The 21280-nt window shown below is 30.1% G+C and carries 17 protein-coding genes and 3 riboswitches; of the genes, 12 read left to right on the top strand and 5 right to left on the bottom strand.

The features are described 5' to 3' along the window. From B2P65_RS05495 to B2P65_RS05485, 3 genes are all read left to right on the top strand, one after another. Window positions 1–1287, top strand: coding sequence for a hypothetical protein (locus B2P65_RS05495; protein WP_346879743.1), 1287 nt, complete (start codon window positions 1–3; stop codon window positions 1285–1287). Between the two features lie 170 nt (window positions 1288–1457). Then, window positions 1458–2246 carry a zinc dependent phospholipase C family protein gene (locus tag B2P65_RS05490; RefSeq protein ID WP_346879742.1) on the top strand — a complete coding sequence of 263 codons (789 nt, stop codon included), beginning with the start codon at window positions 1458–1460 and terminating at the stop codon, window positions 2244–2246. A 10-nt stretch (window positions 2247–2256) separates the two neighbouring features. Continuing rightward, window positions 2257–3519: an MFS transporter gene (locus B2P65_RS05485; RefSeq protein WP_346879741.1), complete on the top strand. Its 1263-nt coding sequence runs from the start codon at window positions 2257–2259 to the stop codon at window positions 3517–3519. Window positions 3520–3583: 64 nt separating this feature from the next. Here B2P65_RS05485 and B2P65_RS05480 read toward each other — a convergent pair whose 3' ends face one another. Further along, the gene (locus B2P65_RS05480; RefSeq protein ID WP_346879740.1) at window positions 3584–4912 is read right to left on the bottom strand and encodes an MATE family efflux transporter; all 1329 of its coding nucleotides are present in this window, start codon (window positions 4910–4912) and stop codon (window positions 3584–3586) included. A gap of 251 nt (window positions 4913–5163) precedes the next feature. Between B2P65_RS05480 and B2P65_RS05475 the strand changes: the two genes are divergently transcribed. Beyond that, window positions 5164–6414 (top strand): serpin family protein, encoded by a 1251-nt coding sequence (locus B2P65_RS05475; RefSeq protein WP_346879739.1) that lies wholly within the window; start codon window positions 5164–5166, stop codon window positions 6412–6414. 114 nt (window positions 6415–6528) lie between these two features. Here the strand turns inward: B2P65_RS05475 and B2P65_RS05470 are convergent, their stop codons facing one another. Then, window positions 6529–7188: an NAD(P)/FAD-dependent oxidoreductase gene (locus tag B2P65_RS05470; protein ID WP_414632293.1), complete on the bottom strand. Its 660-nt coding sequence runs from the start codon at window positions 7186–7188 to the stop codon at window positions 6529–6531. 342 nt (window positions 7189–7530) lie between these two features. Between B2P65_RS05470 and B2P65_RS05465 the strand changes: the two genes are divergently transcribed. Next, window positions 7531–8034 (top strand): FliG C-terminal domain-containing protein, encoded by a 504-nt coding sequence (locus tag B2P65_RS05465; RefSeq protein ID WP_346847079.1) that lies wholly within the window; start codon window positions 7531–7533, stop codon window positions 8032–8034. A gap of 161 nt (window positions 8035–8195) precedes the next feature. Further along, on the top strand, window positions 8196–8588 hold the full coding sequence (locus B2P65_RS05460) for a bacteriohemerythrin (protein ID WP_346847080.1): 393 nt from the start codon (window positions 8196–8198) through the stop codon (window positions 8586–8588). Window positions 8589–8660: 72 nt separating this feature from the next. On the opposite strand, the gene hcp is transcribed toward B2P65_RS05460, so the two are convergent. Then, window positions 8661–10319: a hydroxylamine reductase gene (gene hcp, locus B2P65_RS05455; protein ID WP_346877629.1), complete on the bottom strand. Its 1659-nt coding sequence runs from the start codon at window positions 10317–10319 to the stop codon at window positions 8661–8663. A 185-nt stretch (window positions 10320–10504) separates the two neighbouring features. Here hcp and nth point away from each other — a divergent pair, with 185 nt between their 5' ends. Together nth and B2P65_RS05445 are read left to right on the top strand one after the other, a co-directional pair. Beyond that, entirely contained in the window at window positions 10505–11146 is a 642-nt protein-coding gene (gene nth / locus B2P65_RS05450) for an endonuclease III (protein WP_346879738.1), read from the top strand. Window positions 11147–11172: 26 nt separating this feature from the next. Then, complete coding sequence (locus B2P65_RS05445) at window positions 11173–12345, top strand: NAD(P)-dependent malic enzyme (RefSeq protein WP_346879737.1); 1173 nt, start codon at window positions 11173–11175, stop codon at window positions 12343–12345. Between the two features lie 119 nt (window positions 12346–12464). On the opposite strand, the gene B2P65_RS05440 is transcribed toward B2P65_RS05445, so the two are convergent. Together B2P65_RS05440 and B2P65_RS05435 are read right to left on the bottom strand one after the other, a co-directional pair. Further along, window positions 12465–13076: a HutD family protein gene (locus tag B2P65_RS05440; protein ID WP_346847084.1), complete on the bottom strand. Its 612-nt coding sequence runs from the start codon at window positions 13074–13076 to the stop codon at window positions 12465–12467. A 99-nt stretch (window positions 13077–13175) separates the two neighbouring features. Then, complete coding sequence (locus tag B2P65_RS05435) at window positions 13176–13664, bottom strand: thioredoxin family protein (protein ID WP_346847085.1); 489 nt, start codon at window positions 13662–13664, stop codon at window positions 13176–13178. Between the two features lie 279 nt (window positions 13665–13943). Between B2P65_RS05435 and pepT the strand changes: the two genes are divergently transcribed. The 4 genes from pepT to B2P65_RS05415 form a co-directional block, all read left to right on the top strand. Beyond that, a complete protein-coding gene (gene pepT, locus B2P65_RS05430; RefSeq protein WP_346879789.1) occupies window positions 13944–15161 on the top strand; it encodes a peptidase T in 1218 nt (405 codons plus the stop codon). Between the two features lie 86 nt (window positions 15162–15247). After that, a complete protein-coding gene (locus B2P65_RS05425) occupies window positions 15248–15553 on the top strand; it encodes a hypothetical protein (RefSeq protein WP_346847087.1) in 306 nt (101 codons plus the stop codon). 255 nt (window positions 15554–15808) lie between these two features. Next, on the top strand, window positions 15809–17137 hold the full coding sequence (locus B2P65_RS05420) for a S1C family serine protease (protein WP_346879736.1): 1329 nt from the start codon (window positions 15809–15811) through the stop codon (window positions 17135–17137). A gap of 271 nt (window positions 17138–17408) precedes the next feature. Beyond that, window positions 17409–17491: riboswitch (cyclic di-GMP riboswitch) on the top strand. Window positions 17492–17698: 207 nt separating this feature from the next. Continuing rightward, window positions 17699–17780: riboswitch (cyclic di-GMP riboswitch) on the top strand. Between the two features lie 182 nt (window positions 17781–17962). Next, window positions 17963–18045: riboswitch (cyclic di-GMP riboswitch) on the top strand. Window positions 18046–18118: 73 nt separating this feature from the next. Further along, a partial coding sequence (locus tag B2P65_RS05415; protein WP_346879735.1) for a collagen binding domain-containing protein occupies window positions 18119–21280 on the top strand: 3162 nt, incomplete at its 3' end.

The raw sequence follows: 21280 nt of genomic DNA, 5'->3' as shown, positions 1-21280 counted from the left end.
ATGGATAATAAGGATATATATGATAAATTTAATGAGATTGATTTTGATATAAGTGAGTTTGAAGAAATTCCTATGGATGAAGTTGAAAAACACAGATTGAAGAAATCCTTGAAGGAGAAAAACGGGAAAATGCAAAAGTCTATGAAGAAGTATAAAGTGGCTGCAGTGGTTGCTATATTAGCCCTATTAATAGGCATGTCACCTTTAGGCAAGGAAGTCATTGCGCAGATAGCTGAAAAACTAATATTTACTCCTTCCCAAGGCATTATAAAACAGCAAGCAGATAAAGAGCTATATATGTTAGAAGAACCAGTAAGAATTAATATTGATGATAGTTCTGCATTAGTAAAAAGTATTGCAAATGATGGTGAGAATATATATGTTGAGATGTGGTTTAACCAAGATGCAGAAGCTGAAGGCATAGGATATCAAAGAGAAATAATAAACAACTTAAAATTAAAGACTAGTGATGGAAATATGTATAATGTAGGATTAACTAGCTTTGCAAGTGGAGGATATGCAGGATTTACTTTTCAGCAGGGTGAGGGTTTAATAACAGATTTTAAGTTGCACTATAAGGATAAAGATATAGGGGAGTTTAATTTAAAAAAGGTAGATTTTAAAAATAGTTATGATGAAATTGGTGGAAATGCCATAGATAAAGAAGTTCTTTTAGGGGCAACCAGTTATTATGAAGAAGGAGAAAGATACTTTAAAATATGGAGCAATATAGATTATCAGCAGCGTGAAGATTACACCATTAGTTTAGATGCCATTGGAAAAGTTGAAGTTAGAGATGAAGAAGGTACTTTATTATCTATAGAAAATGCTAATGATGGAACTGGGAGAGCTTTTAAAATATTAGATCCGTACAAAGGCAAATTAGATATAAAAATAAAGGATATAGATATAAATTATGTTTTAAAAGAAGGAGGTAAATTAGCTATAAAAATTCCTAAGAAGGGTGAAACTTCTGAAATAAATGAAGACCTTAAACTTAAAGGGCTTCAAGATAGTATTAAAGCTGCTTCTATCACAAATAAAGGTGGAGAGTATACTATACACTTTGATTTTAGTAATAATTATGATGAAAGTAGAACAATATTTATGGTAAGAGAAAATTTTAGAACTGGTGGTGCCATGGGTGATATGGAAAATCAGCAAGGTGAGGTATACCTAGATAATGAAGATTTAAGTATTACAGAAAGATTTTTAAGAAAAATATATATAGATGTAAATAATATTTTAGTTCATCAAGAGGGTAATTGGCAGTTCATAGTGGAATAAATTATAAAAGCACTAGCTTTAATTAGTTGGTGCTTTTATAATTAAATTAGGAATATTAATAGTATAAGGATTTACAAGAATTTTACCTTAATATAACTCACTTAAAACATAAGAAATATATAATTATAACAGAAGTCAGAATATTTAATGAATTTGAAAGGTGGATTTATATGCCCGCAAGTTATACTCACTATAGTTTTGGACATACTGTCTTAGAAAAACTGCCACATGGGATAAAAGATATTATAACCCAAAATAAAGAAGCATATTATATAGGGCTTAATGGTCCAGATATACTTTTTTATTATAAGCCCTTATTTAAGAATGAAATAATTAAGTATGGACATAGATTACATGATGAAAAGGCCTATGGATTTTTAGAAAGGTCGAAAAAGTATATTAAAGAAAGTAAGGATGAGATTTGTCTCTCTTATATTTTAGGATTTGTATGTCACTTTGTCCTTGATAGTAGTTGTCATCCTTTTATTGCAGAAGCTATGAAGGAAAGTAATATATCTCATGCTGAAATAGAAGCAGAGTTAGATGGAGCATTAATGAGGAGAAATAATTTAAGTCCACAAAGGCATAGTGCAGGAGCTCATATTATTCCTAATAAGGTTATAGCAGCACATATTGCTAGCATTTATGATAATGTTAGTGGAAAAGAAATATATAAATGCCTTAAGTCTGTAAGGTTTTATAATAAACTACTATTATGTGAAAACAATTTGAAAAGAAAGATTATAAAAGGCTTATTAGGCTTAATTAAAGGTGGAGAAGGCTTTAGCCGTATGATAATTAATGTAGAACCAAATATAAAGTGTATAGAAATAAATAAAAAGCTTTTAAAGCTTTATGAAGAGGCTATAGATGAGGCAGTACATAGAGTTGAAGAGTACTATAGTGCTATAAAAAGTAATGACAACCTGAGGGAATTCTTCAATAGAAATTTTCTATAGGAGGGGTAAAATGAGTAAATTTACTAAGTTAGAAAAGCAGTGGATTCTATATGATGTAGGAAACTCAGCTTTCACCATGTTGGTGTCTACTATAATTCCTATTTACTTTAAAAATGTTGCGAGTTTATCAGGGATTTCACCAGCAGATTCAACAGCTTACTGGGGTTATGCTGTATCCTTATCTACAATTATTGTAGCGATACTTGGACCTATACTTGGAACCGTAGCGGACACTAAAGGTTATAAAAAACCACTATTTTCATTATTCATGATGTTTGGAGTGCTAGGTTGTGCAGCTTTAGCTCTTCCAGTACCATGGATTGTATTCCTAGCTATATTTGTCATAGGAAAGGTTGGTTTTTCAGGAAGCCTTATTTTTTATGATGCCATGCTCAACGACATAACTACTGATGATAGAATGGATGAGATATCATCTCATGGATATGCTTGGGGGTATATCGGAAGTTGCATTCCTTTTACAGTAAGTTTACTTCTCGTACTTTTTGCAGATAAAATTGGACTTACAACTGCCATGGCAACGGGGACAGCCTTTATATTAACTGCTCTATGGTGGTTACTAATAACAATGCCCCTACTAAAGAACTATAAACAAAAGTATTATGTTGAAAAAGGAAATAAGCCAGTGGCAGAAAGTTTTAAGAGGCTAGGTAAGGTTCTTTTAAACATTAGAAAAAACAAGAAGATTTTTTTATTCCTCCTTGCATTTTTCTTCTATATAGATGGAGTTCATACAATTATAAGCATGTCCACATCCTATGGAAAAGATGTTGGAATTACAGATAGTAATTTACTATTAGCATTACTTTTAACTCAAGTAGTTGCCTTTCCTTGTGCTATTTTATTTGGAAGATTATCTAAAAAGTTTAAAAGTGATAAGTTAATAGCAGCTTCAATTATGGGTTATATAGCAATAACCATATTCGCATTACAGCTAGATAAAGCGTGGGAATTCTGGATTCTTGCAGTATGTGTTGCAGTATTTCAAGGGGCAATTCAAGCATTATCAAGATCTTATTTCTCAAAAATTATTCCTAAGGAGAAATCTAGTGAATACTTTGGACTATATGATATATTTGGCAAAGGGGCTGCTTTCATGGGAACTATGCTTATGAGTATAGCAACCCATATAACAGGAAGCTCTAAGGCTGGGGTAACAGGAATTGTGGTAATGTTTACTTTTGGACTTATAATATTTAAAGCAGCAGATAAAGTAAATATATCTATAGAAAAAGAAACTACTATTAGTTTATAAATTTAAAATATTATATAAAAACCTCTTATAGATACTTAAAGGAGTAATCTGTAAGAGGTTTTTATTATTTATTTATATTTCTTATAAACCTTTTTATAAAGGATATACCAATTATATCTGCAATGAACCAACCTATAGGAATAGACCACCAAATTGCAGTTATACCAAAGGTAGGAGCTAGCCAATAGGAAATTCCGACACGAAGTCCTAAGGATATAATAGTAAGAAAAATAGATATATTAGTGGAACCTATACCTCTATAAAAACCATAGAACATGAAAAGATATCCAATGAGAAAGTAAAATACACTTACTATACATAGATATTGAGAGCCGTAAGCTATAATTTCAACTTCTGATGGAGATATAAATATAGTCATTAATTGTTTTGAAAATATTACTACAATTGCTGATATTATAATGCAAAATAAGGTAATAATCTTGAATGAAGATTTTACTCCTTTTTTTATTCTTAAAGCTTCACCGGCACCTTTATTTTGGGCAATATAGGTGGAAAAAGCATTACCAAAATCTTGAACAGGCATATAAGCAAAGGAATCTATTTTAACAGCTGCTGCAAAGGCTGCCATTATTGATACTCCAAAGGAGTTTACTAGGCCTTGAATTAATAAAATTCCGAAATTCATTATAGATTGTTGGATACTTGTTAGAAGGCTATAATTTGCTACTAACTTTAAAATCTTTATATCTATTTTAAGGTCGCATTTTTTAAATCTAATTTCAGGTAGTTTGATAAAACAATATATGGCTGTTAAAATTCCAGAGATGCCTTGAGCTATTATGGTAGCATAAGCTGCCCCTGCAATACCAAGATTAAACACAGTTATAAAAACAATATCAAGAACTATATTAATTATGGCTGCTATTATTAAGAATACAAGAGGTATAAAGGAATTTCCAACAGAACGAAGTAAACAGCAAAAATAATTATAGATAAAGGTAAAGCTTATACCGTAAAAGATTATAATTATATACTGTTTAGCATCATTAAATAAACTCTGTGGGGTATTCATAAAAATTAAGATATTGTCAGTAAAGAAAATAGCACATAAATTAATTATGATAGTTATTAAGCCGATAAAGATAAAGGCAGTAAAAATACTACTTTTTAATTTAGCATTATCTTTAGCTCCGAAGCATTGAGAAAATACAACGGATGCGCCCATACAAAGTCCCAGAATAATAGATGTTAAAAATACTATAATTGTAAAAGAAGATCCAACTGACGCTAAAGCAGATGCTCCTATATATTTACCAACGATTATGGAGTCGGCGATATTGTATAATTGCTGAAATATATTTCCTATAATAAGGGGAATGGCAAAGCTTATTAAAGCTTTGGTTTCATTTCCTTTAGTTAAATCCTTAGTCATATAAACCTCACTTTATTAATTCAATATTTTTATTCTACATTAACATTTTTTTATATCATAATTTAGTAATACCTATACTTAAATTTAGTAAAATGCTTTCAAGATATAGGTAATTATTAAGGCATTACATGTCCATTATACAATAGAAAATAATTTAATCAATTGATTATTAGATTTATAATAATATAAAAAATAGCACTATAACACTTTAACAGCGTATATAAAGTGAAACTAAATTTAGAGGTGAGGTTATGAAATTAAAAAAGATAATTTCTTTAATGCTTATAGCTATAATAGCTACTTCTTTAATTGGATGTGAGAAATTTTATAGTAAAAATAAGGAAGAGATTTCAGCTAAAGAGGTGGATAAAGAAGTGGTTGAGGGCAATAATAAATTTGCATTCAATATATTCAAAGAAATTTCAAAGGATGAAAATAATAAGAATGTGTTTATATCTCCTTTGAGCATTTCCATGGCACTTACTATGACCTATAATGGAGCTAAAGAGAATACAAAGGCAGAGATGAATAAGGTACTAGGCTATGAAGGAATGAATGATGATAAGATAAATAATAGTTATAAAATTCTTCATAGTTATTTGGAGAATGTAGATGAAAATGTAAAGCTAAATCTAAGTAACTCTATATGGATAAGAGAAGGTCAGCATATAAATAAAGAATTTATAAACATTAATAAGGATATCTTTGGTGCAAAAGTGGATAACTTGGACTTCTCTAAATCCTCATCTGTGGATAAAATTAATAATTGGATTGAAAAATCTACTAATAACATGATTAAAGATATGCTAAAAGGTCCTATTGATGGTGATGTTATTATGTATTTAATTAATGCTATATATTTCAAGGGACAATGGCAAGAACCCTTTGATACAAACAATAATACTATAGGTGAGTTTACAAATTCAAAGGGAGATAAAACAGAGATAGACTTTATGAGGAAGGTTGCGGCTGATGATAAAACCTTTTATGGAGAAAAGGATGATTTTAAAATTATAAAAATGCCTTATGATAGTGGAAAAGTATCTATGTATGCAGTACTACCAAAGGAAGGTTTAAGTATAGATAATTTTATAAATAATTTAGATATGAATAAGTGGAATTCTATAAAAAAATCCATTGGAAAAGAGCCGGAAGCTGTTAATGTAAGCTTTCCGAAGTTTGAAATGGAATATGGAACTAAAGAATTAAAAGGATCTCTAGTGGCCCTAGGAATGAAGGATATTTTTAGTGATAGAGCTAATCTTAGTGGAATAAGGGAAAATATATATGTTAGTAGCGTTTTACATCAAGGGAAAATAGAAGTAAATGAAAAGGGAAGTGAAGCAGCTGCAGTTACTATAGTTGAAGTTAGGGAAACTGCAATGCCAATAATTAATGACCCTAAAGAGTTTATAGCTGATAGACCTTTTGTATTTATTATAGAAGATGAAGAAAGTGGAACCATACTATTCATGGGTAAACTAGAAGAAGTGAAAAAATAATAAAGGGAAAAGATAACAGGAGTTAATAAAAACTCCTGTTATTTGCCTTTAATTAGCTTATTTATAATACATGGTTAATCTTTTCTTCATCATTTACTAAAATCATAAAAAATTCTAACACCTACTTAGAACTTCTTTTTTAAAGTTTTCTATTGAAATTCTTTCAATAAAAAAACTTAATTTTTCTCCATCATGAGCATTTTCTTTATAAAAATCAAATATAGCATCTACTAAATTTAAAGTGTCCTCTTCTGATAAATCATTAGCTATAATATCTGCAATCCTAGGGTTATATCCAGCTGAACCACCTGCTGTTACCATGAGTTTACCATTAATATCTGCTATAACACCCACATCTTTACTATAAACACTTCCACAAGCATTTCTGCATCCAGCTACACCTATTTTAGTTCTACAAGGCATATCCATCCATTGATATTTTTTAGATAATTTCATACCTATACCAATTGTATTAAATTTTGATCTTTTACAATATCCTGCTGGACACATCTCTACATTTTTAACGGAATTTTGAGTTTTAACAGCGGGTTCCATATGTAGTTCATCCCATATTTGAGGTAGATCATTTTCCTCTAAATTAGTTATTAAGATTCTTTGTCCAGATGTTATTTTTATAACTCCATTATACTTCTTAGCTACCTTAGCTATTTTTTCAAGGTTTTCTGGAGTTATAAAACCTCCAGGAATATGAGGTGTTATACCATATTTTCTTTTACCATCCCTTATTTTTTGAAGATTCCCGTAATGTGCCAAAACATATTGCCTCCTATATTTTTTAAATATATTATACCTCATTTAATAAGAACTAATCTACTTGACCTTGCTGAATTCAAAAGAGTTATGATAATGAAGGTACTTAAATTTGTAAAGGAATGAATGTCATCATGTAACTACTATGCCATATTTTTATTTAATACTTAAAAGAGAACTAAATTTATTTCCTATTGTAGGTTTTTGTCTGTACACACAAAGTAGTTCAGTAATAATTGTTAATTATTTGAAACAAATACAGGTTATTATTTCATTTTTAGGAAAGTGGTACGAGTATATAGTTATAAATTTATTTATACCAATGGGGTTTATGGGGGAATTATTATGAATTTAACTTTTTTTGTGTCATTGCTATCAGTAGAACTAAGGACCAAATATTATGAAGAAATTATTAGGAATGGACAAGTAACAGAAGAACTTTGGAAGGAAATATCCTACTATCTAGAAAAAACATACAAAGAACTCTTAAGTGTTGAAGAACAGATAATAGAATTACTAAGGAATCTTGAAGATGTTGAAAAATCTAGATTAATGATGACAATACAAGAAAATGACATATATTTATTTAACAAAATATCTATGAAACTATTTAGTTTTGAGGATATTATTAGTATAGATAGGGAAAGAGTGAAAACAGTTCTGTGTAAATTAGATATGGATACTCTATGTAAAGCTATATTAGGAGCTTCACCAAGAGTTATTTATTATATTCAAAATATATTTCCAGATATTGATTTTGTAGAGGCGAGAAGAAAATTAGGAAGTGTTCAATTGTATGAAATACTTCAGGCTCAAGATAAGATAATAATGGAAATAAATAATAAGTAATAAAAGTTTAAGTTAAGGGATTATACACCATTTTATTACTTGAAGTTATAGAAGAATATTGACTTATATGGTATTATGTAGTCCTAGAGTGAAATAGTTCAAAAAATTCATGTTGAACGTATTTAACTAGCACTATTGAGAGAAGTTGGAGGGTAATTTAAATGTACGAAATGAAGGAAGAATTTAAAACAGGAATAGAGATTATTGATAATGAACATAAAATGCTTTTTGAAATAGCTGATAAAATTTATGAGTTATTAAATAATGAGTTCATTATTGATAAATATGATAGAATAGTAAATTTAATTGAAGAATTAAAAGGGTATGCTGCTCTTCACTTTAGAGATGAAGAAGCCTATATGGAGAGTATAAATTATAAAAAAATGTTTACTCAAAAAATAGATCATGATAACTTTATAAAAAAATTAGAGGAAATAGATTTAAATAAAATTGATGAAAATCAACATAAATATATTCTTGATTTATTAGAATTCGTAAATCAGTGGTTAGTAAGTCACATTCTTGAAAAAGACAAGCTGATTGCGCAAGGGTAAGTTTTTGTGAACTATATAAAAATATAAAAATATAAAAATAAATGGTAGTCCTATGGGCTACCATTTAATATATTAGTTAACTCTTTGTTTAAGACAAGTTTTTAAGTCCTCTTCTGGTGTACTTATAGGAGTTAATTGGAAAGTGTCCACTAAGTATTGAAGTACATTTGGACTTATAAATGCAGGAAGAGAAGGTCCTAGGAATATATTCTTAACTCCTAAGGACAATAAAGCTAGTAAATCAGCTACAGCCTTTTGCTCATACCAAGATAGTACAATAGATAATGGTAATCCATTCACATCAGTTTCAAAGGCATCCGCTAAAGCAGTAGCAATTCTTACTGCAGAATAAGCATCATTACATTGACCTACATCAAGAAGTCTTGGTAATCCAGCTACTTCACCAAATTCAAGTTTGTTAAATCTATATTTTCCACAAGCTAAAGTAAGGATAATACAATCCTCAGGAACCATTTTTGCAAAATCTGTATAGTAGTTTCTTCCTGGTCTTGCACCGTCACAACCACCTATTAAGAAGAAGTGGCGCACTTCACCCTTTTTAACTGCATCAACAATTTTACCAGCATTACTTAAGGTAGCCTTATGACCAAAGCCTACAAGAATTTCTTTTCTGTCTTCAGAAGCAGTAAATCCACCTAATTCTAAAGCTTTATTTATGATTTCAGAGAAGTCCTTTGTTCCATCTTCTTTAAGAGTGACATGTCTAACTCCATCCCATCCAACTACGTTAGTTGTAAATATTCTATCCTTATAGGTTTCTCTAGGTCTCATAAGACAGTTAGTAGTCATGAGTATACAGCCAGGAATGTTATCAAATTCTGTTTGTTGGTTTTGCCATGCACTACCATAGTTTCCTACTAGATGAGGGTATTTTTTAAGTTCAGGATAACCATGAGCAGGAAGCATTTCACCATGGGTATATATATTTATTCCCATACCTTCAGTTTGTTTTAATAGCATCTCTAAATCTTTTAAATCGTGACCAGATACAATTATAAAAGGTCCTTTTTCTACTTTTACATTAACTAGATGAGGAGTTGGATTTTTATAACTTTCAGTATTAGCTTCATCAAGTTTTTTCATGACAGCTACACTCATATCACCAGTTCTCATAGTCATTCTAATTAACTCTTCAACAGATAAGTTATCATTAGTTGTACATTCTAATCCTAGAAAATAGAAGTTATCAACTTGGTCATCATAGTAACCTAAAAATCTAGCTTGGTGTCCATAGGCACTTACTCCCTTTAGACCATAAACAATAGTTTGTCTTAAAGAACGTATATCAGCATCTAAATCTCCATCATACATAATTCCAGCTTTAACGGCATCCTTAAGCATTTCTTCTTTAGTTTTGCTTAAATTATAGGTTGCTTGATCAGGATACGCCTTATCGGTAGATGCCTTACTTCTTAGGTTTTCTTTAATTTTTTGTGATTCTTTAAGCATATTCAAATGGCTTGCTGCATCAAAGTTAACATTAGTTAAAGTTGTAAATAGAGCATTTTCTACAAAACTAACAACTGATTTATCTATAACTTGCTCATTATCAAGTAAATCTTTAGCATAACAACTAATTCCTTTTAACTGATAAATTAATAAGTCTTGTAAATTTGATATTTCAGGGGTTTTACCGCAAACACCTAACTTAGTACATCCCTTTCCCCCTACAGTTTGTTCACATTGATAACAAAACATTGCATTATCCATTTAATAATCCTCCTTATTGTATTAAGTTTTTTATAGTATTTGTTTATAAAATAATATTATTCTTTTATAAATAAATACATACTAATTAAACTCTTATTTAATTAAGTAAAATAATAAAAATCTGATATAATAGAAGTGAACTAACTAGGAATACTACAATCATTGAAATTTATTGAGGTGATTTTATGAATAAAGAAAAACGAAAGAAAATTTTAGAAATATTAGAAGAGACCTATAGAGGAGCTGCCTGCGGGTTAGATTTTAGAACACCCTTTGAACTTTTAGTATCAACTATACTTTCTGCTCAATGTACAGATGAGCGAGTTAACATAGTTACAAAGGAATTATATAAGGAGTATAATACTCCACAGGCTATACTAACTTTAAGTGAAGAAGAATTAGGTAAAAAGATTCATAGTTGTGGATTCTATAAAAATAAAAGTAAAAATATATTAGGGGCATGTAAATCCATTGTAGAAAAACATAATGGTAAAGTTCCAAGAACTATGGAAGAACTTATAGCCCTTCCAGGAGTAGGTAGGAAAACGGCTAATGTGGTTTTATCTAATGCTTTTGGAGTGCCTGCTATAGCTGTAGATACCCATGTGTTTAGAATTTCTAATAGAACAGGTTTTGCACCTGGAGATAATGTAGAAATTGTTGAAGAAAAACTTATGAAGTACATACCAAAGAACATGTGGAGTGATGCACATCATTATATTATTTGGCATGGAAGAAAAATATGTGATGCTAGAAAGCCAAAGTGTCATGAATGTCCTATAGCACCTTATTGTGATTACTTAAATAAGGCATCTTCAAAAAAATAGATTATTTTAATTAGGAGGATTTAATTATGTCATATGGTGAACAATCTTTAAAAATGCACAAGGAGAAGAAGGGAAAACTAGAGGTTATAAGTAAAATTCCTGTTAATACAAGAGAAGACTTATCTATAGCTTATACTCCTGGAGTTGCAGAGCCTTGCATTGAAATATCTAAGGATAGAGATAAGGTTTATGATTATACAATAAAATCTAATACTGTAGCTATAGTATCAAATGGAACAGCAGTATTAGGACTTGGAAATATAGGAGCAGAAGCTTCAATTCCAGTAATGGAAGGAAAGGCATTATTATTTAAGGAATTTGCTGGAGTAGATGCTTTCCCAATATGTATTGACAGTGAAGACCCAGAAGAAGTAATAAAAACTGTAAAATTAATATGTCCTGTATTCGGAGGAATAAACCTTGAAGATATAAAGGCTCCTGAATGTTTTTATATAGAAGAAACTTTAAAAAGAGAGTTAAATATTCCTGTATTCCACGATGACCAACATGGAACTGCAGTAGTTGTATTATCAGGTTTATATAATGCATTAAAGTTAACTAAGAAGAATATTAAAGATGTTAAAATAATAATAAATGGTGCTGGTTCTGCTGGAATTGCTATCTGTAAATTGCTTTTAAAGGCAGGAGCAGAAAATATTATCATGTGTGATAGGAATGGTGCTATTTATGATGGTGGTAACTGTTTATTTGAGTCTCATGAGCGAATAGCAAAGGTTACTAATAAAAATAAAGAATCAGGTTCATTAAAAGAAGTTTTAGTAGGAGCTGATGTGTTTATAGGAGTATCTGGACCTAATATGATAAATTCAGAAGATGTAAAAACTATGAATTCGGATGCAATCATCTTTGCTATGGCTAACCCAACTCCAGAAATAATGCCAGATGAAGCTAAATTAGGGGGAGCTAGAGTAATAGCAACAGGCCGTTCAGATTTTGCTAATCAAATTAATAATGTTCTAGTATTCCCTGGTATATTTAAGGGAGCTCTTACAGTTAGAGCAACAGAAATAAACGATGAAATGAAGTTAGCTGCAGCAAGAGCTTTAGCAAACCTAATTCCAGAAGAAGAATTAAATGAAGAAAACATAATCCCAAATGCCTTAGACAAGAGAGTGTCAGGCAAAGTAGCAGAGGAAGTTATGAGAATAGCAAGAGAAATGGGAGTAGCAAGTCTGTAGAGACTAAAAATATGGAGCATGTACCTATATTAAAGTACATGCTCCATACTTTATAAAAATTAGATTTATATTTTATCACTGTAATTTTCAACAGAGCCATAGATTTGAATAAATAACTTTTAAAAGCCTACTTCTATACTAATGATATTGCAAGGTTGTGAGGAGGCAATTTCTATAGAAGAAAGGCTATCTTTTTCACAACTTTCTATGATTAAGGTGTGATTTTTAGGTAGAGATATATTGTTCCCATCTATTGTAAGGGTTAGGTCTGAATTAGGTGAGAAAAATATATAATTATGATAAGAGTATCTGTTTTTCCTTTTGTTTAAATTCAGCTTTAGTAAAGAACCTTCACTTAAAGTTAGTGCATTCATTACCCCATCACATCCAGGTCCTATCATTAAATTAAAGTCTGTAACAGTTCCAAAGCTTTCTGTGTTTACATCTCCAGAAAATCCATGAACTTCAAAAGGTTCTAAGTGAATTAGAGGACCTTTATTGTGACAAAGATCCATGGAACCCTCCAAAGTTGTTATATATCTATAAACTTTTGGAAGATTAGTGAAGGTGGAGTGTTCTAACTCTACAGTGGCAGAACTAATTCTCCATTTAAAGTTTAAATCTTTGTAATTAGAGTCTTTAGGATAAATATATATTTCATTAGTAGTTCCCCCACTCCAATTAGAAGTTTTTATTTTATCCTTTGTTATTATTTCTGTTTTATAACCCATAATATCACCCCATTAATAATTAACATATATAATATTAATACAAAAAACTCATCCATATATGAATAAATATAGGAATGAGTTTTAAAATGTATCACAAAATTAGAGTATTATATCTAAAAGGTCTTTTTCTATTAAATCATTGTATTTTCCGGATCTATATTCTGCAACAAGAACTTTTCTCTCATCATTAGAGATTACAGGAAGTTTTTTAAATAACTCCTTAGGCATTTCTACATAGGCACCCTTAGGATCCATTTCTTCAGTAAAAGTGATTACTGCAGGAATACTTTTGCAGCCTACTGCTTCTTCAAGAAAACCTTCGTAGCCTGTTCTAGGAAATAAATGAACCTTTAAGTTTTGGTTTTCTTCTGAAAGTTTTTGTACGAAAGGAATAGTTACGATACAATCAGGGCAAAAACCTTCTGTAAATATTGCAGCATGAACAACCTTGTCTAGTTTTTTTATTTCTTCCTTAGTATCACTAGAAAGTTCAGTGTCTGCATAGGTTTTATCTTGGATATTTCCATATTTGGCATGTTGTTTTTCTACATACTCCTCAAAGCTTAAGGCTTTATTAAAATCTAACATATTATCTTACCCTCCAATTACTTATAACTAAATTTTGTCTTTTATAAATTAGAATGTATTGTATTAAATTAAAATTATTCAATATAATACATTATGTTAGCATCGAATAGATATAACTTGTTCATGATTATTATAACAAATAAAATTGATAAATAGTAGATATATACAATTTATTAACTTGTAAAAAAAATTAGAGTTTTATATACTAGGGTTATGAGACAAAATAAATATGATAAACAATATGAAATATTTATAAAATTTAAAAAAGGCGGCGATATTATGTCAAAAGTTATAGAAAGATTTTTAGGATATGCTAAGTATGATACACAATCAAGTGATTCTACGGGAACAACTCCAAGTACTGCTAGCCAAAGAGTTTTAGGTGAAGTTTTATTTGAAGAATTAAAAAGAATCGGAATGAGTGATGTTACTATTGATGAAAACAATTACGTAATGGCTACATTGCCTGCTAATACAGATAAAAAAATACCAACTATTGGGTTTATATCTCATATGGATACTGCTCCAGATTATTCAGGTAAAGATGTTAAGCCTCAAATGGTAAATTATGAAGGTGGAGATATTAAATTAAATGCAAATACAGTTTTATCTCCAATAGATTTTCCTGAATTAAACGACTATATAGGTAAAACTCTTATCACAACAGATGGAACTACATTATTAGGAGCAGATGACAAAGCTGGTATATCAGAAATTGTTACTGCTATGGAATATTTAATTGCAAATCCAGATATAAAACATGGTACAATTAAAGTTGGATTTACTCCAGATGAAGAAATTGGAGAAGGTGCAGATCACTTTGATGTAGAAAAATTTGCTGCAGACTTTGCTTACACTGTAGATGGGGGAGCTGTTGGAGAAATCGAATATGAGAACTTCAATGCTGCTGGTGTTGAAATAGTTATTAACGGAAGAAATGTTCATCCAGGAAGTGCTAAAAATAAAATGGTAAATGCTCAGCAAATAGCTATGGAGTTAAATGGATTATTACCTGTTAATGCAAGACCAGAATACACAGAAGGATATGAAGGCTTCTTCATGCTTTGTGATATGGTAGGAACTGTAGAAAAGACTACTATGTCTTATATCATAAGAGATTTCTTTAGAAATACCTTTGAAGAAAAGAAAACTTTAATTAAAGAAATAGTAGAACTTCTTAATAAAAAATATGGTGCAGGCACTATAGAAATTTCAGTAAAAGATCAATACTACAACATGAAAGAAAAAGTAGAACCTGTAATTCATGTAGTAGACACAGCTGTTGAAGCAATGAAAGCTCTTGCTATCGAGCCAATTATAGTTCCTATAAGAGGAGGTACTGATGGAGCAAGATTATCCTTCATGGGACTTCCAACACCAAACATATTTACAGGTGGACATAACTTCCACGGAAAATTTGAGTTCATTCCTGTAGACTCTATGGAAAAGGCAGTAGAAACTATAGTTAAGATAATAACTCTTTATGCAGAAAAATAAAAAATTCTAACATTTATAATACTCATACATAAAAATTAACTCCTTAATACACACTATAGTAAAGTGATTGAGGAGGGCGATATAATATGAGTAATGATAAATCAAGACCAATATATCCACCAGATACACATAACTATTTTGGTGATTTTAGAAGCATAACCCCTATGTCTGATTCAGTTTGGGAAAATGTAAGAGAAGCTGAGATAGAAGCTGCAAAGACAAAAAGTCGAAGAAGTTACAATATGGAGACTAGTGAAGAAATTGCTTTTGATGATTTAAATGAAGATATAAAAAGCGAAAGTGAAATTGACTTTGACTCCATTATAGATGAAGTAGACATGAGTGATCATGGTAATGATTACGGAGATTATGCTAAGAAAAGATTATATTAATATTTCTTAGAGGAAGAATTTATTCTTCCTCTAAGTTAATTTAGGGTTCACATAGGAAACTACTGAAGCTATAAGGCTTTAGTAGTTTTTTAGAATATTATATTTACATATAGGTATTTTTAAATTTTAATCCTTTAAGGACAATTAAGAATTCATTCATATTTTAGTCACTTAACTGACACATAAGTGTTGATAATAATATATATAGATAAGAATAGTAAACAACTTAACTTTTAATAAGGGGGAAGATTTAATATGGATAAAGATATAAACAATAATGAATTAAATAATAATGAAATTAATAACAATAATAACTTAAATGAAAACACCGGTATTAATAAAGATAATAATGACAATAATACTAGTGACAATATAAACTACACTGTGATTCAAGATGTAGAATATACAACAAATGATGACTTAAAATTGAATGAAGTTAATGCTTCATCATGGCAAGAAGAAGAAGAAAAAAAGAAAAAAGATAAAAAGAATAAAGGTAAAGGTTCAGCTAAATCATATATAGCTATAGCTCTAATATGTTCTATATTAGGAGGAGCAATTGGTACAGGTGTTACTTATGGAGCTATGAGAGGCACTATACAATCAGCAATTAAGGAAGCTAAATCAAAAACAAATAACGGTGGAACAACAACAAATATTAATCCTATAAGCAGTATGAATATACCAGAAGTAGTAGCAAAGGTTTCCCCAGCTGTAGTTGGTGTATCAACCACTTCAGTTTCAACTAATGTATTTGGATTTGATATGGGTGAACAAGAAGGCATTGGCTCAGGATTTATTTTTTCAGATGATGGTTATGTACTTACAAACTATCATGTAGTTAAAAATGCTAGTCAAGTTAAAGTTATCTTTAGCACAGGTAAAGAAGTAAGTGCTAAGGTTGTAAACTATCAGGAAGATGCAGATTTAGCAGTTGTTAAGATTACTGATGATGTTGAAATGCCAGGTAAAGTAGAACTAGGAGATTCTGATAGTCTTCAAGCAGGAGAACAAGTTATAGCCATAGGAAATCCACTTGGAAAAGAATATCTAGGCTCTGTAACAACAGGAATTATAAGTGCTGTTAATAGAGGAGTAGCTTTAACTGAAGGTGGAGAGAAAATGAACCTTATCCAAACAGATACTGCTATAAATCCAGGGAATAGTGGAGGACCATTAATAAATTCTCAAGGTGAAGTTATAGGTATAAATACAGCTAAGATAGGCTCTACTGGAGTAGAGGGAATAGGTTTTGCAATTCCAATAAATGATGCCACTGAAAAATTAGATGCCTTAGTAAAACAAAAAATAAAGTTTGGTATAGCAGTTAGAAATATAACTGAAGATTTATCAAAACAATATAATTTACCTGTAGGTATATATATTCAAAGTATTGAAGATTTTAGTATAGCACAAAAGGGAGGACTACAACCTGGAGATGTAATTACTAAAATAGGTAAGAAAACTGTTAAGACCGTTGAAGAATTAAATAAGGAAAAAGAAGCCTACAGTGATGGAGATAGTATTCCTATAGAATTCGTAAGAAAGGGTCAAACAATGCAAGCTACTTTAGTAGTACAATAATAAAGTTAATACTTATAATTATCCCCTAATTATAATATTATAAATTTCAAATAGGTGTGAAGCTTGAGTTATCAATGTTTCATGCCTATTGTTTTTAGGTAAAAATATAATATTGTTAATGTATAAAATATTGTATGTTAAAACAATAAACATACATATGTTACTTTTAGTCATATTTATAGATAATTATGTATTTCATGTAATTAAATTGTTGACTGTTATATATACTTGTGCTAATATCCTCTTATAAAATAGTAGATTAATTAATTATAAGTTTTACGGAAATTCTGAAGTATATACTAATTTGGGCACTTTGTATATATGGAGTTAGTAGTGCAACCGACCTTTATAAGCAATCTTATATTTATATAAGATTGCATGGGGTCGGTTTTAGTTATATAAGTTTAAAACTTGGATATAGAAAATATTAGTATAAAAACCTAAAAGTGTATAGACAAATACTAAACAAAGAGTTATACTTAGGTGGTAAAATATATTAAATAATAACAAATATTAAGTTGATTGGCTCTATTTGCAAACCATTTAATGCAATTTATTAATAGTTTTAAGGAAACACTGAAGTATATACTAATTTGGGCACTTTGTATATACGGAGTTAGTAGTGCAACCGACCTTTATAACCAATCTTATATTTATATAAGATTGGTATGGGGTCGTTTTTTTTATTACAAAAAATTATTAAGGAGGAAGATTAAAAAAGAAATTTAAATCCATACCCAAACTAAAGAAGAAACTATCTGTTTTTATATTTAAGCATAGATTGATTTAATTTTGTTCCATAAAATATTAAATACAATTTACTAATAGTTTTAAGGAAACATTGAAGTATATACTAATTTGGGCACTTTGTATATATGGAGTAAGTAGTGCAACCGACCTTTATAACAAATCTTATATTTATATAAGATTGGTATAGGGTCGGTCTTTTTTTATTGAAAAAAATTATTAAGGAGGAGAATTATGAAAAAGAAGAAATTTATGTCTGCACCTAAGATAAAGAAGAGATTATCTATTTTTATGGCTTTAGTTATTGTAGTTTGTCAAGTTTTAAATATTGTTCCTACAATGCAAGCTAGTGCTATGGATATTACAGGAGATTTCCCATTTATTACTGAAGTAAGATTAACAGGTAATGATGGGAATCCTATAAATGAGTCATCAAATCCCATAAGTAAAAATGAAGAGGTAAAACTAACCTATAAGTTTACTATACCAAATCAGGGGACGGTAAAAAATGGTGATACTTATACTTTGAAAATACCTAAGGAAATCCAAATAATAAGTATACTAAATTTCCCTATTACTCTTGATAATGGTGATACAATTGCAAATGTTAAAATAGAAACTGATGGTAATGTTACCATTACGTTTAATGAATTTGCAGAGAATAATTCCAATGTTTCAGGATTCTTTTTTATTGATACTCAATTTGATCCTGACCAAATAGGAGGACCTAGTCCAGTACCTATTACATTTGAAATTGGAGGAAATTCTTCTTCTGTTATAATTAACGTAAACTTTGAACAACCAGAAGTTCCTGATGCTTCTGCTATAAAGTACGGAAGTTATGACCCTTCTAAAAATGAGATTACTTGGAAAGTAATTGTGAATACAGAAGGAGTCACGGTTAATGATGCTGATATTGTGGACAACATTTCAGTGGGACAACAATTTATACCTGGTTCTGTTACTATAAATGGAGTTAGTGCAGATACAGCAAATTATAACTATGATTATAACAATAATAGATTAACTTATAAATTCCCAAGTGTAATAGAAACAGAGCAAGTAATTACCTTTAAAACTAAGGTAGTAAATCCAGAAGTTTTTAAATCTGAGGGAGCTACAGTATATGAGAAGAATAAAGCAATCTTTAATCATGATGGAACTTTTATAGAATCTAATGAGGCATCAGTAGCTATTTATACAGACTTTATTAGAAAAGATGGAAAGTACGATGTAGAGGCAAAGAGAATTAATTGGACTATTTATATAAATAAGAATGCTCAAAATATTCCCAATGCTGTAGTTACTGATGATATACCAGAAGGGTTAACTTTTGTAGATGGTACTGTTAAGATGGATGGAAACCAAACTGAGGATAATTACTCTTTAGTTGGACAAAAATTTACCTATACTTTCCCAAGTGCTATTAATGAGCCACATATAATCCAATTTTCAACAGATGTAACTGATGGAGATGCTTTTAATTCCAATACAGGGAAAACCTATAACAATAAAGCAACTTTAACTGGTGATGGAGTACCAAGCGATGCTTCAGATGAAAAGGGTGTTGGAGTACCTACTAGCATTATTTCTAAACAAGGCGCAGGATATAATCCAGCTACAGGAGAAATTACTTGGAAGGTTACTATAAATAGCAATAAGATAGCAATAAAAAATCCAGTGGTTACTGATGAAATAAGATTAGGACAAGAGTATGTAGAGGGTTCTGCTACTATAGATAAAGAGGTTCCAGGAGGAAGTTTTAACTATGTGAAAGCAGCAGAGAGTGATGCTAATAAAACTGGAACATTAACTTATACCTTTAATGGTAATATTAACGAAACTTATACAATAACCTTTAGAACAAAAGTAACAGATCCCAAGGTTTATGCAGGAAATATGGAAGGATATAGTTACAATAATCAAAATTATTACAATGAAGCTAGATTAACAGGGGACAATATTAAAGAATCTAATGCTTCTAATTGGCAGTATTTAAAAAGTGAAGTTATAAATAAGTCTAGTAGTGATTATGACTATGTAACAAGAGAAATTACCTGGAAGATTGTAGTTAATAAAAATAAAATGATTCTTCCTAATGCTTATATAATAGATAATATTAAGGGTGGGCAGGAGTTTGTTCCTAATTCTGTTTTGATTAATGGAATTCTTGCAGAGCCATCAAATTATGTTTATGATGAAACTGCCAAAACCTTAAGATATAATTTCCCTAGTGAAATCAAAGATGAGCAAATAATAACTTTTAAGACTAAAATTACAGATACCTCTATATTTAACACTAATGGAGAAAAGCAGGTTGAGAATACTGCAAAGCTAATAACTGATTTAGTGCCTGGAGGTGTAGAAAGTACAGGGAAAGGTACTATAAAAAGTACTTTAATAGATAAAAAAGCTATCTATGAAAGAGGTAATTCTTATATTGATTGGAATGTAACCATTAACTCTAACAAAATATTAATTAAGGATGCAGCTTTAACAGATATCCTTCAAGAGGGACTTGAACTTGATACCACATCTATAAAACTGTATAAGCAGATTTTAAAATCTGATGGAAACCTTGAAAAAGGGGAAGAGGTTGTTTTAAATCAAAGAAATGTAAAATATAATGCTGAAACAAGAGAGTTTACCTTTATATTACCTTCTCCAACTGAAGAAGCATATATTTTAACCTTTAGAACTGATGTAGTGGACAAAAGTAAGTCACCATTTACTAACGCTATATCCTTTAAAGGTACAGGAATAGAGGGAACTTCTTCTTCAGGAAATGTTGATGTTATATTCCAAGGTGCTGGCGGTGGTGGAGTTGGCGAAACTGGTAGCATTAAGGTTGCAAAAGTAGATAAAAATAACGAAAACATTAAACTGGAAGGAGCTGTATTTGAACTTCTTGATAAGTATGAAAATGTTATAAAAACTTCAGAACCAACAGACTTAACTGGAGAGATTGTATTTAGTAAATTGAAGTTTGATATAGACTATTACGTTAGAGAAAAGGTTGCTCCAACAGGATATACATTAAGTAGTGAATTGTATAAATTTCAACTTAAAAATACTAAAGATGAAAAGAATATAACATATAATTATAAAGATGAAAAGATTAAAGGTGAAATTGAATTCTTTAAAACTGGTGAAAATAATATCCCTCTTGAGGGAGCTGAGTTTACTCTCTATATGATTTCAGACACTTCCTATTCAAATCCTATAGCAATAGCTATAAGTGACGAAAATGGAAAAGTAAATTTCAAAAATGTGGAGTATGGAGAGTATGCAATAAAAGAAACAAAAGCTCCAGAAGGATATATACCTTCAGGGAAAATACTAACTGCTATTATCACTGAAAATGGAAAGATAGTAAAAGCAAACCCTGAAAGTATA

This window comes from Clostridium sp. UBA3061 (assembly GCF_002367465.1).
GTDB classification, from domain to species: Bacteria; Bacillota; Clostridia; order Clostridiales; family Clostridiaceae; genus Clostridium_J; species Clostridium_J sulfidigenes.
This window is presented reverse-complemented; position numbering and strand designations above follow the sequence as displayed.

Bases quoted from the DNA above. Each gene is read 5' to 3' on its own strand.
- B2P65_RS05495 (WP_346879743.1), top strand. From the start codon at position 1: ATGGATAATAAGGATATATATGATAAATTTAATGAGATTGATTTTGAT.
- B2P65_RS05490 (WP_346879742.1), top strand. From the start codon at position 1,458: ATGCCCGCAAGTTATACTCACTATAGTTTTGGACATACTGTCTTAGAA.
- B2P65_RS05485 (WP_346879741.1), top strand. From the start codon at position 2,257: ATGAGTAAATTTACTAAGTTAGAAAAGCAGTGGATTCTATATGATGTA.
- B2P65_RS05480 (WP_346879740.1), bottom strand. From the start codon at position 4,912: ATGACTAAGGATTTAACTAAAGGAAATGAAACCAAAGCTTTAATAAGC.
- B2P65_RS05475 (WP_346879739.1), top strand. From the start codon at position 5,164: ATGAAATTAAAAAAGATAATTTCTTTAATGCTTATAGCTATAATAGCT.
- B2P65_RS05465 (WP_346847079.1), top strand. From the start codon at position 7,531: ATGAATTTAACTTTTTTTGTGTCATTGCTATCAGTAGAACTAAGGACC.
- B2P65_RS05460 (WP_346847080.1), top strand. From the start codon at position 8,196: ATGTACGAAATGAAGGAAGAATTTAAAACAGGAATAGAGATTATTGAT.
- hcp (WP_346877629.1), bottom strand. From the start codon at position 10,319: ATGGATAATGCAATGTTTTGTTATCAATGTGAACAAACTGTAGGGGGA.
- nth (WP_346879738.1), top strand. From the start codon at position 10,505: ATGAATAAAGAAAAACGAAAGAAAATTTTAGAAATATTAGAAGAGACC.
- B2P65_RS05445 (WP_346879737.1), top strand. From the start codon at position 11,173: ATGTCATATGGTGAACAATCTTTAAAAATGCACAAGGAGAAGAAGGGA.
- B2P65_RS05440 (WP_346847084.1), bottom strand. From the start codon at position 13,076: ATGGGTTATAAAACAGAAATAATAACAAAGGATAAAATAAAAACTTCT.
- B2P65_RS05435 (WP_346847085.1), bottom strand. From the start codon at position 13,664: ATGTTAGATTTTAATAAAGCCTTAAGCTTTGAGGAGTATGTAGAAAAA.
- pepT (WP_346879789.1), top strand. From the start codon at position 13,944: ATGTCAAAAGTTATAGAAAGATTTTTAGGATATGCTAAGTATGATACA.
- B2P65_RS05425 (WP_346847087.1), top strand. From the start codon at position 15,248: ATGAGTAATGATAAATCAAGACCAATATATCCACCAGATACACATAAC.
- B2P65_RS05420 (WP_346879736.1), top strand. From the start codon at position 15,809: ATGGATAAAGATATAAACAATAATGAATTAAATAATAATGAAATTAAT.